Genomic DNA, 14,182 nt, shown 5'->3' with positions numbered 1-14,182 from the left:
ATCCTGTCCGTCGTACACTGCAGTACGACTGTCATCATAAAAGGGTAGCATCCGGCCCCCGTTAACCGGTATTTTTGCATTCTTGACCGCTGTAAATTGGGGAAAATCGCTGATGTACGCACAGGACACGGCTGCCGTGGCGACCGCCGACACCTCTCTGTTGGCTGCCATCGATCTCGGCTCCAACAGTTTTCACATCATCGTTGCCCGCGTTTTTGCCGGCGAACTGAGCACACTGGACGTACTGTCGGAGAAAGTACAACTGGCTGCCGGGCTCGACGCCGAAGGCTGCCTGACAGAAAACGCAATGGCACGTGGGCTTGAGTGTCTGGGCCGCTTCGCCCAGCGGGTCGTGGACCTTCCCCGCCAATCGATTCGGGTAGTCGGCACCAACGCATTGCGCGAAGCTCGCAACAGTGATGACTTCATTGCCCGGGCCGAGGCCCTGCTGGGCACACCGGTTGAGGTCATCGCCGGTCGAGAGGAGGCCCGCCTGATCTATCTTGGTGTCTCGCATACTCTGGCCGATGATAGCGGCCGACGCCTGGTGGTGGATATTGGCGGTGGCAGCACTGAGTTCATTATCGGCTCCCGGTTTGAGCCACGCCTGTGTGAAAGTCTGCAGATGGGATGTGTGAGCTATACCGACCTGTTCTTTTCCAGCGGTGAAATTTCGGCTGCCGCCATGCGAGAGGCACGCACAGCAGCCCTGCAGGAGCTGCTGTCAATCCGGCGTGGCTATCGCCGCCTCGGCTGGAGCAGCAGTGTAGGAGCATCAGGCACCATCAAGGCCGCCCGTCAGGCCTGTATCTCTCTCGGCCTGAGCAATGACCAGATCAGTGCCAGTGGACTGAAACAGCTCAGCGAGTATCTGGTCAGTGTGGGGCATATTGATCGCATTCAGATTGATGGCATCAAGCCTGAGCGCTGTGCCGTACTGCCCGCCGGCATCGCCATTCTCGGCGCCATTTTCGAATCTCTGGGCGTCGAAAGCATGAGTTTTTCAGAGGGCGCCCTGCGTGAAGGCCTGTTATATGACATGGCAGGCAGACTGCGCCATGAGGATGTACGCGAGCGCACCATCACCGCACTGGCTCGGCGTTACCACGTGGATAGGCGTCAGGCCGCTCGGGTAGAGGCGACAGCACTGGCCGCTCTGGAACAGACAGCAGAGGCCTGGAAGCTGCAGGATATCGAGTACCGAGAATTGCTGAGTTGGGCGGCCAGGACCCACGAGATCGGACTCGCTGTAGCCCACAGCCAGTTTCACAAACACAGTGCCTACCTGCTGCAGCACTCAGACTTGCCCGGCTTCACCCGCCCCGAACAGCAGCAGCTGGCATTTCTGGTGCGGGGCCACCGACGCAAGTTTCCCAAGGATGAGTTTCGCAACCTGCCGCCTGCTCTGAAAGCATCCTGCCGCTACCTCTGTCTGCTGTTACGGCTGGCGGTATTGCTGCACCGCAGCCGCAGCAAGGCACGCCTGCCTGCTTTCAGGCTTAATGTGGACGGACATCGAATCGAGCTGGCACTCCCTCCGGGCTGGTTGGATCAACATCCCTTGACCCGGGCTGACCTGGAGCAGGAAGCCGGCTACCTGCGCAATATTGATTTCAAGCTCAAGATCAGCTGATGTATCGAGCCCTGCTGCATTCGATCAGAGAGATTCTGACTGACAGTTACAGGGTGATTCTGACCCTGTTCAAAGTGATGGTTCCGGCCATTCTCATTGTCAAGCTGCTGACTGAACTGGGGGCTGCTGAACTACTGGGTCATCTGTTTGCGCCCTTGATGGGCTGGATGGGGCTGCCGCCGGAGGCGGGGTTGATCTGGGCCAGTGCCATGCTGACCAATATCTACACCGGCATTATCATCTTCTTTTCCACCACCGGCACTGAGCACTGGAGCATCGCCCAGGCCACCATTCTTGGTACCCTGCTGCTCAGCGCTCACAACCTTCCGGTTGAGATTCGCGTAGCACAGAAAGCGGGCTGTCGTGTCATTCCACAACTGCTGCTGCGTATCGGTGGCGGCATTGTTCTGTCTGTGCTGCTGCACCAGTTCTATCAGCACAGTGAAACCCTGCAGGCCGTCAATCGCGTCCCTTGGGTACCTCAACCGGAAGACCCAAGCCTGCTCGGGTGGACACTAGGCCAGTTGAAAACACTGGCATGGACTGCGGGAGTAATCGTTCTGCTGCTGACCGCACTGCGCCTGTTGCGTCTGCTCGGCATCGAGCGTCTGCTGGAATGGTTGCTGCGGCCGTTACTCAAACTGATCGGCATCGCGCCCGGCGCTCTGTCAATCACTCTGATTGGCATGACTCTGGGTCTGGCCTACGGCGGAGGACTGCTGATTCGTGAAGCCGAGCGAGGCGACATCGCACCGGCTGATATCTTTGCCGCCATCAGCCTGCTCGGCCTGTGTCACAGCCTGATCGAAGACACCCTGCTGGTCATGCTGATCGGGGCAGATCTGTCCGGTATTTTCTGGGCACGGCTGGGATTCGCCCTGCTGGTCATCGCTCTGCTGAGCCGCACCCTGAAACACCCGTATTGGCAGAAACTGTTGGTACGGTCTGTCGTGCCGACCGCTGAACGCTAGTCCCGGATACAAGAACGCCCCGACATGCGGGGCGTTGCGTTTGGATCAAGTCCAGTTTCAGGCTTTGGGACCTGCCGCCAGAATCTCGGCGGATACACCATCAAACTTGGTGAAGTTGTTGACGAACTGCTTGGCCAGATCGGCTGCCGCTGCGTCATAGGCGGCCGGATCAGCCCAGGTATCACGCGGGTTAAGCAACTTGGTGTCAACGCCCGGAACCGCTGTCGGTACCGCCAGGTTGATCCCGTCCAACTGCACGGTTTCGCAATCCTTCAATGAACCGCTCTGGATGGCACTGATGATGGCCCGCGTAGTCGGAATGCTGAAGCGCTCACCGGTACCGAAGGAGCCACCGGTCCAGCCAGTGTTCACGAGGTAAACACGTGAGCCGTACTCTTCAATACGTTTCATCAGCAGTTCGGCGTACACATGCGCAGCACGCGGGAAGAACGGCGCGCCGAAGCAGGTGGAAAAAGTGGACTTGATACCACCACCTGACCCCATTTCGGTAGAGCCGACCAGTGCGGTGTAACCGGACAGGAAGTGGTATGCGGCCGCTTCCTTGCTCAATACGGATACCGGCGGCAGTACACCGGTTAGGTCACAGGTCAGGAACACGATTGAATCAGGTTCGTCACCCATATTGGTGGCAGAACGTTTGTCAACGTGATCGAGCGGGTAGGCACAGCGACCGTTTTCGGTCAGGGAGACATCGTTGTAGTCCGCCTTGCGACTGCCATCCAGTACCACGTTTTCAACGATGGCACCGAAGCGAATGGCATCCCAGATGATCGGCTCGTTCTTTTTGCTCAGGTTGATGGTCTTGGCATAGCAGCCACCTTCCAGATTGAAGACAACGCCCTTGCCCCAGCCGTGCTCGTCATCACCGATCAGGTAGCGTTCGGGGTCAGCAGACAGAGTGGTCTTGCCGGTGCCGGACAGGCCAAAGAAAAGGGTAGTGGAACCATCTTCGCCAATGTTGGCAGAGCAGTGCATCGGCAGTACGTCTTTTTCCGGCAGCAGGAAGTTCTGCACCGAGAACATCGCTTTCTTCATTTCACCGGCGTATCGCATGCCCGCAATCAGCACCTTGCGCTTGGCGAAGTTCAGGATGACGCAGCCATCGGAGTTGGTACCATCACGTTCAGGCTCACACTGGAAGCCAGCCACGTTCAGGATCTGCCACTCTTCTTTGCTCTTCGGATTGTATTCGTGCGGACGGATGAACAGGTTGAGACCAAAAAGATTCTGCCACGCGGTTTCAGTGGTCATTTTGACCGGCAGGTAATGACTGTGATCAGCCCCTACGTGCACATGAGAGACAAAGTGTTCCTTGTCAGTCAGATATTCTTCAACCCGGGTCCAGAGTGCGTCGAACTTGTCGGCGTTGAAAGGACGGTTGATATTGCCCCACTCGATCACGTCAGACGTGCTCGGCTCTTCGACGATGAAGCGATCCATCGGTGAGCGACCTGTACGCTGACCGGTGGTGACAACCAGTGCGCCGGTGTCCGCGAGGACGCCTTCGTTACGCTGAATCGCACGCTCGACCAGCTCAGCCGGGGTCAGATTCACGTGTACGCTAGTGACGGTTTCTTTGGTCATTACTGGATTCCCTTGGCTGTTCGCCAAACAATTACCTGAAAGCAAAAAAGGGCCACTGCGTTCCGGTTAACGCAGCTCGGGTTGTTATTTTTGGGGCCGTATTATTGCACAAAATCCGCCGGGATGGGACTGCCGGAATCATTCTCATTTAAAATCCTCCCCGATCCTACGGCCACCTTTCCAACTCACTGATTATTCAATGCATTCTACCATCTTCGTCGAGATAGCCCGGTTCGCTGAACAATGCACGGATGTCGGTTTCATCGAAATTATAGGTCTGATTGCAGAACTGACAGCCCACATCAATGATGCCGTTCTGCTCCTTGAGAATCTCCAGCAATTCCTCTTCGGTCATAAATTTCAGTGCCTCGGCGCTACGCTCGCGTGAGCAGTCACAGCGGAATCGAAGCGGCTGAGGCTCATACAGCCGACACTCCTCTTCATGGAACAGACGGAACAGCAGCGCTTCGTTGTCCAGCTGAAGCAGTTCTTCATCCTTGAGCGTAGAGGCCAGCATGCTGACCCGATTCCAGTCCTCATCTCCCCGCCCCTCGGCCGGCATAACCTGCAACATCAGGCCGGCGGCGCGCTGCCCATCAGCGGCCAACTGAATTGAGGTACCCAGCTGCTCAGATTGTTCGAAATATGCCTGCAGGCACTGCGCCAACGTCTCATTTTCAAGCGGGACAACCCCTTGATAGCGCTGACCCTTTTCCGGTTCGATAGTTAAGGCTATACGACCGTTCTGCAGCAGTTGATCAAAACTCAGATCATCGCCCAGTTCTCCATCATAGCGGGCGATGGCGCGCAGATCCTGATGCCGGTTGCACTCAGCCATCAGCATCTTAACCTGCCCTTCTCCTTCAGCCTGCAACAGCAGGCGGCCTTCAAACTTCAGTGTCGCGCTGAGCATGCCGACGGCCGCCAGCATTTCCCCCAGTACCCGCTGCAGTACCGGCGGATAGTCGTGCCGCGCCAGCACTTCCTGGTAACTGGTTTCAAGTCCGACGACCACGCCGCGGACATCAATCTGTTCGAACAGAATGCGCTGGATCTGATCTGGGTTGCTCATGCAGGATTCCCGGAGATTTCTGCTCGTACCGCGTGAGTCGGCCGAGCGGTGTTGCTAGAATAGTGGTTTCGTAATTCTAGCTGAATGGACCGCTGATGATCACCCCGGAACCTGTCTTTTCCACTCGTTGGCGACCGCTGGCATTCATTTCGACTCAGCTGGTGGCGGCTCTGCTGCTGCTCAGCTTTGCCAGCGATGCTGGTCGTGAAATATGGCGCAGCATCGACCGATCGGTATTTTTCACACTCAACGGCTCACTGTTCCACAACGAGCCTTGGGCTCACTTCTGGGCATGGATGAACACCCGCGAGGTTGACGCCCTTTCAGCGGTTGTGATGCTGCTGTTTTTGATCTTCCCCGGACTGGGGGGGCTCAGACGTCATCAGCTTCAGGCCGCATTTACCGGTTTTCTACTGTTGATGCTGTTGATGTTGCCGATGCGGGAGTTATTGTCTGAGTACGCACACAGCGCCGGCCTCAGTGGTCCAAGCCCGTCCCTGCAGTTACAGCCAGCCTATCTGTTCGGTGAACATCTGCCAGAGATCCCGGCCAAGGACAGTGCGTCTACCAGTTTTCCCGGTGACCATGCCAGTGTTCTGCTGGTCTGGGTCGGTTTTTTGCTGTTCATTCGGCGGAGCCCGGCAACTTTCTGCGCGGCGGGGCTAGGTATTTTTCTGATGTTGCCACGCCTGTTTGGCGGAGCCCACTGGTTCACCGATGCTGCCGTTGGTGGCATGTGTCTGGCGCTCACCACACTGGCATGGGCTTGGGCCACACCGGTTGCCGGCTGGCTCAACCGATGGCTGCTGATGGGGCTGACGCCCCTGTATCGACTGGCCGGCCGCATTCCGCTGCTGGGAAGGCTGCCGTTTTTCAACCCGGGCCGCTGATCAGTCCCAACTGCCCTTGATCCGCAGCAGCTCACGCCGACTTTTCTTGTTCGGCCGCTGCTCCGGCGCGCTGCCCTGGGTCTTGCGTTCCAGTGCCCGCTGTTCGCGGGCGCGGATGCTGTCTTCGGTTTCTCGATACAGCTTTTGTGCTTCCGAGGCACCGCGACGCTGATCCGACAGCGCCAGCACTTCGACTGTTTTTTCGTCATTCCCCTGCCGCAGGCGGATCAGCGCACCGATCTCCACATGTTTGCTGCACTTGCTGCGCTGGCCATCGTAATGCACTTTGCCACCCTCGATCATTTCCTTGGCCAGGGCCCGAGTTTTGTAAAAGCGGGCGGCCCAAAGCCACTTGTCCAGCCGCACGCCCTGGTGCGCCTGTTGAGACTTTTCGCGCTCCAGCTCTTCCTTATGGTGATGACTCATAGGGCTGCTATCACCTCGCTGAAATCATTGGTTGCATCGAATTCAGTCACTTGCCGCGCCGGCTGCTGCATGTCCGGTTGGGTGATCGACAGCAGGTGAGCGATACCGTACCGCCGTGCGGATGCCAGCACCGCCAGACTGTCATCGACCAATAGTGTGCGCGCCGGGTTGAAAGGCTCCACCTCCTGCAGTGTCTGCCAGAACGCCTGCTCTTCCTTGGGATAGCCGAAATCGTGCGAGCAGATCACCAGGTCCACCTGCTGATCGATACCGGTCACTTCGATCTTGAGGGCCAGACTGTCCCGGTGGGCATTGGTAGCGATCACGGTACGCCGTCCACTGCGGCGCAGCGCCTGCAGAAAGGCTTCGGCGCCGGGGCGGAAGCCGATTCGATCCATGATCTCCCGTTTCAGCTGGGCAATCGGCAGATCAAGCTGCTCGGTCCAGTAGTCCAGGCAGTACCAGCTGAGTGAGCCCTGCTCCTGCCGAATCCGCTCGTGCAGCCACTGGCGGGCATTCTCAAGCTCCAGTCCTCGCTTTTGCGCATAGCGTTGAGGCACCAGATCAAGCCAGAAGTGGGAATCGAAGTGCAGGTCGAGCAGGGTGCCGTCCATATCCAACAGCACAGTATCTATGGCTTGCCAATCAAGCATAATCAGGGAACACTCTGACAGGTAATAACAGTTTTCGGATATCAGTATGACCGCCAAGCCCGAGATTTTGAAGTTAACCAAAGTGGCCAGCAGCCGGCTGTTTCATATTGAAAGCATGCAGCTTCGTTTCAGCAACGGTGTTGAGAGGCACTATGAGCGGCTCAGAACCGGTGGTCACGGGGCGGTGATGATCGTCGCCATCAACGAGCGCGACGAGGTGCTGCTGATTCGTGAATATGCCGCAGGGTTGGAGGAGTATGTCCTGACACTACCCAAGGGATTGATCGACCCCGGTGAGGATGCACTGACAGCCGCCAATCGTGAGCTGCAGGAAGAAGCCGGCTTCGGCGCACGCGAGCTGAGCCATATACGCCAGCTCACGGCGGCACCCAACTATATGGGGCACCGGCTTGAGGTGATTCTGGCACGCGATCTGTACTCCAACAAACTGGAAGGTGATGAGCCCGAGCCACTGGAACTGGTGCCCTGGCCCATGTCACAGCTGCCGGAGCTGTTCGACCAGGCAGAGTTTTCCGAAGGCCGTGCGATCGCCGCCCTCTGCCTGGTACAGCAGCGCCTGTCTCGCGCGGGATAGGCCTTGTTTTTTTCCCCTGCGCCTCAACATACCCATTGAGGTGCAATTGGTACAGCCCGTCTGCACTTCATAATACTGCTACAAACTGTGCCATGATAAGACGCCTTTTCGGTGCTATCATCAGGGCACCCAAGAGGTTTGGCCCCTGTCTGGTCCAACCTCACCAACAACAATCGGTTTTATGCTGAACCTGTCTCAATAAACAAGGTGATTACTATGAGCTTCGAACTGCCTGCACTGCCGTATGCGAAAGATGCACTGGAACCGCACATCTCTGCCGAGACTCTGGAATACCACCACGGCAAGCACCACAACACCTACGTTGTGAAGCTGAACGGTCTGGTACCGGGAACCGAGTTTGAAGGCAAGTCTCTGGAAGAGATCATCAAGACTGCTCCGGCTGGCGGCATCTTCAACAACGCGGCTCAGGTGTGGAACCACACCTTCTACTGGCACTGCCTGTCTCCGAATGGTGGCGGCGCACCGACCGGTGATATCGCCGATGCCATCGCCGTAAAATGGGGAACTTTCGAGAAGTTCCAGGAAGCGTTCAACGACAAGGCTGTGAACAACTTCGGTTCCAGCTGGACCTGGCTGGTGAAGAACGCAGACGGCACTCTGGATATCGTTAACACCAGCAACGCCGGTACACCGATGACCGATGGACAGACCGCTCTGCTGACGGTTGACCTGTGGGAGCACGCCTACTACATCGATTACCGCAACCTGCGTCCTGAATACCTCAAGAACTTCTGGGCACTGGTTAACTGGGACTTCGTTAACGAAAACTACAACGGCTGATCAACCTCGTCGTTTTGAAAAGGCGCCTGCGGGCGCCTTTTCTGTTTATACTGTCTGCGTTTCTCGCTCGGGAAAGGACACCTGACTGATGCTCGGATCTCACAAGCTCACGGCCCTGCTGCTCTGGATACTGCTGACAGTGATGTTGCTCGGCTTGCTGGTTCAGCTTGATCTGAGCGGCCTGAGCCGTCACCAGAGTGCACTGCTTGTCAACCTTGAGCAGCGATTGAATCAGCGACTGAACAAAACCGAGCAGCTGTTGCACCACATGGCTATCCTGACCGCTCGCAGCAGTCACGACCTGAGCGGTCTGTCGCAGACGCTGGAAGAGCTTCTGCCGCTCTCACCCGTCATCCACCGCCTCCACCTGCAGCAGCTGGTCACGGAAGACGAGATTTACGCATTCGAGCGGCAAATGCGACTGAAGTACCCCGACTTTCTTCTGCACGGTCTCAGCGCCATTACACCCGCCAACACTGAAACATCAGGAGCGGTCATCTATCAGCCTGTTATCCTTGCGTTGCCGGCCGGGCAGAGCGACCTGCCACCGCTGGGCACCGACCTGAGCCTGATTCCCGCCCTCAAGACCGCCATCGCCACCGCTCGCAATCAGTCACTGATAGCCTATTCGGATGTATTCAACCAGGCGCGAGGAGAGCCACTGATCGCTGCCTTTCTGGCTGTACCACAGGATCCAACCCTGCTGCTGTCAGTCGCCCTGCGCGGCCGTGACCTGCTCGACACAGAAATGCTGCCACCGGGCAGTCGTGTCAGCCTGACCTTGCCACAGAACGGCCCCCAGACTTTGTGGCAAAGTACCACGCCTGAAGCGGTGCTGTTTTATCTGCCGCGCCAGCAGACTGTAGGCAATAAACACCTGCAGCTAAGCCTGCTACTGGAATACCCGGTACGACTGGCCGACTTCAGCTGGGGGCTGGTACTGATCACGCTCGTCCTCAATACCAGCGGCAGCCTGCTGTTTTACGCCTGGTTGCGTCAACGGCAGGCTGCCACCATCAGTTACCTTGAAACACTTGAGATCCAGCGTCTCAAGCAACACCTTCAGACCCATTCAGAAGAACTGCAGCAGCAATTGCAAGAAAACCAACAGCTCACCCATCGCATTCTGGATATTCAGGAAAGGGAACGGCGCCACCTTGCCCAAGAGCTGCACGATGAGCTGGGCCAATGCCTCACTGCAATACGTACCGATGCACGCATGCTGCTGCAGGATCATCCTGACAGCAGTGACAGCGTTAACCATCATGCCGAAAGCATCGATGCTATCGCACGACATATTTACGATGTCACCTATGATCTGATGCGCGCACTCCGCCCAACCCTGCTGGATGACCTGGGGCTGGTGGACGCAGTACGCGAGTTAATTCGCAGTCAGCACCTTGAACGACAGGGGGTTCAGCTGGAGTTGACCCTCAAGGGCGCCCTGAACGATATGGAGGAACGGCTCAACATCAATCTCTACCGCATGATTCAGGAGGCGCTGACCAACATCCAGCGGCATGCCAGCTGTACCGAAGTCCAAATCCGGCTACAACGCTCTGATGCCGACGAACCGTCCGACCGACTGGAGCTGGAAGTCCGTGACAACGGCTGCGGATTTGACCCATCCATCATCAGCCGCAAGGGGCGTTTCGGTATGCTCGGCATGCAGGCTCGGGCCAAGGCTCTGGGAGGAGATCTGACCATCAACAGTCAACCGGGTGACGGCACCCGGCTGCGACTTAGAATCCCTCTTTCTCAAGCAGAGGTCCGAGCTGCTTCCACACCGTCTGCAGCAGGATAGGCTGAGCATCACGATTGGGATGCAAGCCATCACGCTGCATAAGTCGCAGGTCAGTTGCCACGCTTTCAAGCAGGAAGGGTACCAGTGGCAGCCCAAACTCTTCAGCCAGCTGTGGATAGATTTGATAGAACCTTTCTGTATATTGAGGTCCATAGTTAGGGGGCAGGCGTATGCCGATGAGCAGCACCTGCGCATCCGCCGCTTGGCTTAGCTCGATCATCTGGCGCAGATTCTGTTCCAGTATGCTCAGGGGGGTACCGCGAAGGCCGTCATTGGCGCCCAATTCCAGCAGTACCAGATCCGGGCGATAGTCCTGCAGCAACCGAGGCAGTCGACTCAGCCCGCCGCTGCTGGTTTCTCCACTTATACTGGCATTGATCACCCGCCGGTGGCTGTCACGCTGTTTCAGCTCCTGCTCCAGCAGGCTGACCCAGCCATCGCTTTGAGGCATGCCATAGGCGGCCGACAGGCTATCCCCGACCACCAGCAGGGTTTTCGCCTGCAGTGGAGTGACGCAAACAAACAGCAACAGCAGACAAGAGACCAGATAACGCATGCAGCACCTCGACAGTGGTAAACCGATTATTGAGGCTCACGATGTCGCAAAAAGTTTCAATACACAAGCGGGAAAGGTAGAACTCTTCACCGGACTCAGTCTGAGTGTTGCACCCGGTGAAAGTCTGGCCATTATCGGCCGTTCCGGAGCAGGCAAGTCCACTTTGCTCAGCCTGTTGGCCGGTCTCGATACCCCGACTTCAGGCCATGTCATGTTTGCCGGTCAACCGCTTGACCAGTTGGACGACCCGGTTCGTGCCGATATCAGGCTGCGCCATTTGAGCTTCATTTTTCAGTCCTTTCATCTGCTGCCGGAACTGGACGCTCTCGACAATGTTCGCTTGCCGTTGGAGATTCAGGGTGCTGCAGATGCTGAACTACAGGCTCGCCACTGGCTTCAGGAGGTTGGACTGGGTGCCCGCATGGATCATTACCCCTCGCAACTGTCAGGTGGCGAGCAACAGCGCGTGGCGATCGCTCGCGCATTTGCGACCCGCCCCAGTGTACTGTTTGCGGATGAGCCAACCGGTAACCTGGATGACGAGACTGGACACCAGATTATTGAACAGCTGTTCAGCCTCAATGCCAGCCAGGGTACAACTCTGATCCTGATCACGCATGATCTGGAGCTGGCGCGGCGCTGCCGTCGACGCCTGCACCTTCATGCCGGCCGTCTGGAAGAGGTGGTAGAATGAGCCTGTTACCCCGACTGGCCCGGCGTCAGCTGCATACCCAGCTGCGCACCACTGAATGGCGTGCTTTGTTGCTGGCAACCTGGGTTGCCATCGCCCTGACGACTCTGCTGGCGGTCCTCGGCGATCGACTGGAGCGAGGCCTGCTGCGTGAGAGTGCCAGCCTGCTGGGAGCCGATCTGGTGCTGAGCAGCAGCCGTCCGATTACGCCCAAGCGGCTGGATCAGATAGACTTGTCTGATACACGCCACACTCAGGTTATCCAGTTTCCCAGCATGGTGGGGCAGGGTGACGAGCTGATGCTGGTTTCAGTACGTGTACTGAAGTCACCCTATCCCCTGCGGGGTGAGCTGGTCACTGAACCTGTGCAACAGGGCGAGATTCCGGGCCCCGGCGAGGTCTGGGCCGAACCCCGCGTGATGACTCAGCTGGGGCTTGAACTGGGCGGCCAGCTAGAGTTTGGCTACGCAAAACTGACGCTCACACACCGGTTGTTGGCCTCACCGGATCGGGGCTCGGGCTTTCGCAGCTTCAGTCCACATATCCTGGTCAATCACGCCGACCTTGAAGCCAGCGGCGTACTGGCCGAGGGCAGCCGTGCCGACTATCGCCTGCTGATCGCCGGCAGCAGCGAGCGGATACGTCAGCTTGATCAAAAGCTGCGGCCCACCCTCGCCGACCATGAACGCCTGCATGCACTGCAGGCTGACCAGCCCATGACCGGCAACGCGCTGGGCAATGCACTACGTTACCTCAAGCTCACGGCACTGATCGCTCTGCTGCTCTCTGCCATGACCATTGTGCTGGCCCTGCGCCGGTTCGCACTCGGCCAGCACACCCGCAGCGCCCTGCTGCTGAACTTGGGCCTCAAGCCGGGCCAGCTGGTTCAACTCTACCTCTACCAGCTGCTAATGGCCTGGGCCATAACCTCCATTCTCGGCTTTGTTACCGGCTACCTGTTACAGGCCGCTGTCTATCAGTGGCTGGCCGACCTTCTGCCACAATCGCTGCCCGCTGCCGGCTGGCTGCGCTGGCTGACTGGCCCGGCGTTGGGGTTGGCACTGCTGGTACTGCTCGGCCTGCCTCCCATTCTGCAACTGGCTCGCATTCCGGTCGCCCACCTCTTGCGCGGCGATCCGCCTCCACGGGATCGCATCGCCATGCTGCTGCAGGGGAGTTCTGCCCTGTTGCTGATCATCACCCTGCTGGCATTCCTGCAGGCACCGGCAGCGGCCATCAGCCTGCTGCTGTTTCTGATGATTGGCGGTGTACTGTTCGGCTGGCTGGCTCAATGGGCGCTGATCGCCAGCGCCAAACCGCTCGCTCGACGCCTGCTGTTGGGACGTCTGTTGTTGATGCGTCTGCGCCAGCAGCGTCAGTGGCACCGGCTGCAGGCCGCCGTGGTCGTTATGTTGCTCACTCTGCTCAGCGTCATCTGGATCAGCCGCTCCGACCTGCTGCAGCAGTGGCAGGCGCAGTTCCCCAGCGACACGCCCAACTATTTTGTGATCAACATTCAGCCCTGGGAAAAGGAAGCGCTGGACCAATTTCTGGATGAGCAGTCGCTTGAAACCGAGCTTTACCCGATGATTCGCGGCCGCTTCACTGAGTTGAACGGCGCACCTGTTCAACCCCAGCTCAACGAGAAGCAACAATCACACAACACCCTGCGTCGCGAGCTGAATCTGAGCTGGAGCACTGAACGCCCTGAACACAATCCGCTGCAAGCGGGTGAGTGGTGGTCGGCTGACAGCACCGAGCCGTTGATCTCCATCGAAGGGGAGATGGCACAGGAGCTGGGACTCAAGATCGGTGACCGACTCGGCTTCGACGTTGGCGGAGTGCAGATTGAGGGGCGCATCAGTAATATTCGCGAGGTAGTCTGGACCTCCTTCCGCCCCAACTTCTACATCATTTTCAGTCCGGGTGCGCTTGAGGGAGCGCCCTCAACCTGGATCACCAGCTTCCACCTGCCGCCAGAGCGACAACAGGTGTCGCGGCAGTTGCTGCAGCAGTTCCCCTCGCTGACACTGATCGACATTGATCAGCTGCTGTCTCAACTATCGCAATGGTTGAAGCGGCTGGCCGACAGCTCGGCTCTCATACTGGCGCTGAGCCTCGGCTGCGGCCTGATGCTGCTCGGCGTTACCCTGCTGCAAGCACTGGAGCAACGCCGGTTTGAGTCAGCCCTGTTACAGACACTGGGAGTGACCGCAGAGCAGGCACGCCGCCTTGATCTGCTGGAGTTTCTGTTGATTGGACTGGTGTGTGGCGTATTGGCCAGTATCAGTGCCGAAGCCATGCTGGCCAGCCTGCACCTGTATCTTCTGCAGATCGACCCGCGCCTGCACCCCCTGCTCTGGCTCAGTTTGCCACCATTCGCTGCCCTGTTATTCGTGCTGATTGGACTGTTGATTCGACGACCACTGCGGCTGGACCAATGCTACCGATTGCTGCGCTCAGGTTAGCCGGGTGCAGCAATAAC

The 14,182-nt window shown here is 58.0% G+C and carries 13 protein-coding genes; 8 read left to right on the top strand and 5 right to left on the bottom strand.

Translation table 11 applies throughout. The features are described 5' to 3' along the window. The first annotated feature begins 112 nt into the window (after nt 1–112). Together ppx and BLV48_RS09325 are read left to right on the top strand one after the other, a co-directional pair. Entirely contained in the window at nt 113–1,633 is a 1,521-nt protein-coding gene (gene ppx / locus BLV48_RS09330) for an exopolyphosphatase (protein ID WP_091826308.1), read from the top strand. Beyond that, entirely contained in the window at nt 1,633–2,604 is a 972-nt protein-coding gene (locus BLV48_RS09325) for a hypothetical protein (protein WP_091826306.1), read from the top strand. Before ppx ends, BLV48_RS09325 begins: the two co-directional genes overlap by 1 nt. A gap of 57 nt (nt 2,605–2,661) precedes the next feature. Here the strand turns inward: BLV48_RS09325 and BLV48_RS09320 are convergent, their stop codons facing one another. Together BLV48_RS09320 and hslO are read right to left on the bottom strand one after the other, a co-directional pair. Then, the gene (locus BLV48_RS09320; protein ID WP_091826304.1) at nt 2,662–4,209 is read right to left on the bottom strand and encodes a phosphoenolpyruvate carboxykinase; all 1,548 of its coding nucleotides are present in this window, start codon (nt 4,207–4,209) and stop codon (nt 2,662–2,664) included. Between the two features lie 196 nt (nt 4,210–4,405). Then, nucleotides 4,406–5,281, bottom strand: coding sequence for an Hsp33 family molecular chaperone HslO (gene hslO / locus BLV48_RS09315; RefSeq protein ID WP_091826302.1), 876 nt, complete (start codon nt 5,279–5,281; stop codon nt 4,406–4,408). A gap of 95 nt (nt 5,282–5,376) precedes the next feature. Between hslO and BLV48_RS09310 the strand changes: the two genes are divergently transcribed. Then, a complete protein-coding gene (locus BLV48_RS09310) occupies nt 5,377–6,171 on the top strand; it encodes a phosphatase PAP2 family protein (protein ID WP_091826300.1) in 795 nt (264 codons plus the stop codon). On the opposite strand, the gene hslR is transcribed toward BLV48_RS09310, so the two are convergent. Together hslR and yrfG are read right to left on the bottom strand one after the other, a co-directional pair. After that, on the bottom strand, nt 6,172–6,597 hold the full coding sequence (gene hslR, locus BLV48_RS09305) for a ribosome-associated heat shock protein Hsp15 (RefSeq protein WP_091826298.1): 426 nt from the start codon (nt 6,595–6,597) through the stop codon (nt 6,172–6,174). Then, nucleotides 6,594–7,250, bottom strand: a complete 657-nt coding sequence (gene yrfG / locus BLV48_RS09300) for a GMP/IMP nucleotidase (RefSeq protein ID WP_091826513.1) — start codon at nt 7,248–7,250, stop codon at nt 6,594–6,596. The genes hslR and yrfG overlap by 4 nt, the downstream gene beginning before the upstream one ends. A 46-nt stretch (nt 7,251–7,296) precedes the next feature. On the opposite strand from yrfG, the gene nudE reads away from it, so the two are divergent. The 3 genes from nudE to BLV48_RS09285 all read left to right on the top strand — a co-directional run bounded on the left by nudE (nt 7,297) and on the right by BLV48_RS09285 (nt 10,450). Continuing rightward, nucleotides 7,297–7,845, top strand: coding sequence for an ADP compounds hydrolase NudE (gene nudE / locus BLV48_RS09295; protein WP_091826297.1), 549 nt, complete (start codon nt 7,297–7,299; stop codon nt 7,843–7,845). 216 nt (nt 7,846–8,061) lie between these two features. Beyond that, nucleotides 8,062–8,646: a Fe-Mn family superoxide dismutase gene (locus tag BLV48_RS09290; RefSeq protein WP_091826295.1), complete on the top strand. Its 585-nt coding sequence runs from the start codon at nt 8,062–8,064 to the stop codon at nt 8,644–8,646. 88 nt (nt 8,647–8,734) lie between these two features. Then, nucleotides 8,735–10,450, top strand: a complete 1,716-nt coding sequence (locus tag BLV48_RS09285) for a sensor histidine kinase (RefSeq protein ID WP_091826294.1) — start codon at nt 8,735–8,737, stop codon at nt 10,448–10,450. On the opposite strand, the gene BLV48_RS09280 is transcribed toward BLV48_RS09285, so the two are convergent. After that, nucleotides 10,389–11,006 carry an arylesterase gene (locus BLV48_RS09280; RefSeq protein ID WP_091826292.1) on the bottom strand — a complete coding sequence of 206 codons (618 nt, stop codon included), beginning with the start codon at nt 11,004–11,006 and terminating at the stop codon, nt 10,389–10,391. The two genes, BLV48_RS09285 and BLV48_RS09280, sit on opposite strands and share 62 nt — an antisense overlap. On the opposite strand from BLV48_RS09280, the gene BLV48_RS09275 reads away from it, so the two are divergent. Together BLV48_RS09275 and BLV48_RS09270 are read left to right on the top strand one after the other, a co-directional pair. Further along, complete coding sequence (locus BLV48_RS09275; protein WP_091826290.1) at nt 11,005–11,700, top strand: ABC transporter ATP-binding protein; 696 nt, start codon at nt 11,005–11,007, stop codon at nt 11,698–11,700. The two genes, BLV48_RS09280 and BLV48_RS09275, sit on opposite strands and share 2 nt — an antisense overlap. Beyond that, a complete protein-coding gene (locus BLV48_RS09270) occupies nt 11,697–14,165 on the top strand; it encodes an ABC transporter permease (protein ID WP_091826288.1) in 2,469 nt (822 codons plus the stop codon). Before BLV48_RS09275 ends, BLV48_RS09270 begins: the two co-directional genes overlap by 4 nt. Nucleotides 14,166–14,182 lie beyond the last annotated feature (17 nt).

This window comes from Marinobacterium iners DSM 11526, assembly GCF_900107855.1.
GTDB classification, from domain to species: domain Bacteria; phylum Pseudomonadota; class Gammaproteobacteria; order Pseudomonadales; family Balneatricaceae; genus Marinobacterium; species Marinobacterium iners.
This window is presented reverse-complemented; position numbering and strand designations above follow the sequence as displayed.

Coding starts and splice junctions, on each gene's coding strand:
- ppx (WP_091826308.1), top strand. CDS start 113: ATGTACGCACAGGACACGGCTGCCGTGGCGACCGCCGACACCTCTCTG.
- BLV48_RS09325 (WP_091826306.1), top strand. CDS start 1,633: ATGTATCGAGCCCTGCTGCATTCGATCAGAGAGATTCTGACTGACAGT.
- BLV48_RS09320 (WP_091826304.1), bottom strand. CDS start 4,209: ATGACCAAAGAAACCGTCACTAGCGTACACGTGAATCTGACCCCGGCT.
- hslO (WP_091826302.1), bottom strand. CDS start 5,281: ATGAGCAACCCAGATCAGATCCAGCGCATTCTGTTCGAACAGATTGAT.
- BLV48_RS09310 (WP_091826300.1), top strand. CDS start 5,377: ATGATCACCCCGGAACCTGTCTTTTCCACTCGTTGGCGACCGCTGGCA.
- hslR (WP_091826298.1), bottom strand. CDS start 6,597: ATGAGTCATCACCATAAGGAAGAGCTGGAGCGCGAAAAGTCTCAACAG.
- yrfG (WP_091826513.1), bottom strand. CDS start 7,250: ATGCTTGATTGGCAAGCCATAGATACTGTGCTGTTGGATATGGACGGC.
- nudE (WP_091826297.1), top strand. CDS start 7,297: ATGACCGCCAAGCCCGAGATTTTGAAGTTAACCAAAGTGGCCAGCAGC.
- BLV48_RS09290 (WP_091826295.1), top strand. CDS start 8,062: ATGAGCTTCGAACTGCCTGCACTGCCGTATGCGAAAGATGCACTGGAA.
- BLV48_RS09285 (WP_091826294.1), top strand. CDS start 8,735: ATGCTCGGATCTCACAAGCTCACGGCCCTGCTGCTCTGGATACTGCTG.
- BLV48_RS09275 (WP_091826290.1), top strand. CDS start 11,005: ATGCAGCACCTCGACAGTGGTAAACCGATTATTGAGGCTCACGATGTC.
- BLV48_RS09280 (WP_091826292.1), bottom strand. CDS start 11,006: ATGCGTTATCTGGTCTCTTGTCTGCTGTTGCTGTTTGTTTGCGTCACT.
- BLV48_RS09270 (WP_091826288.1), top strand. CDS start 11,697: ATGAGCCTGTTACCCCGACTGGCCCGGCGTCAGCTGCATACCCAGCTG.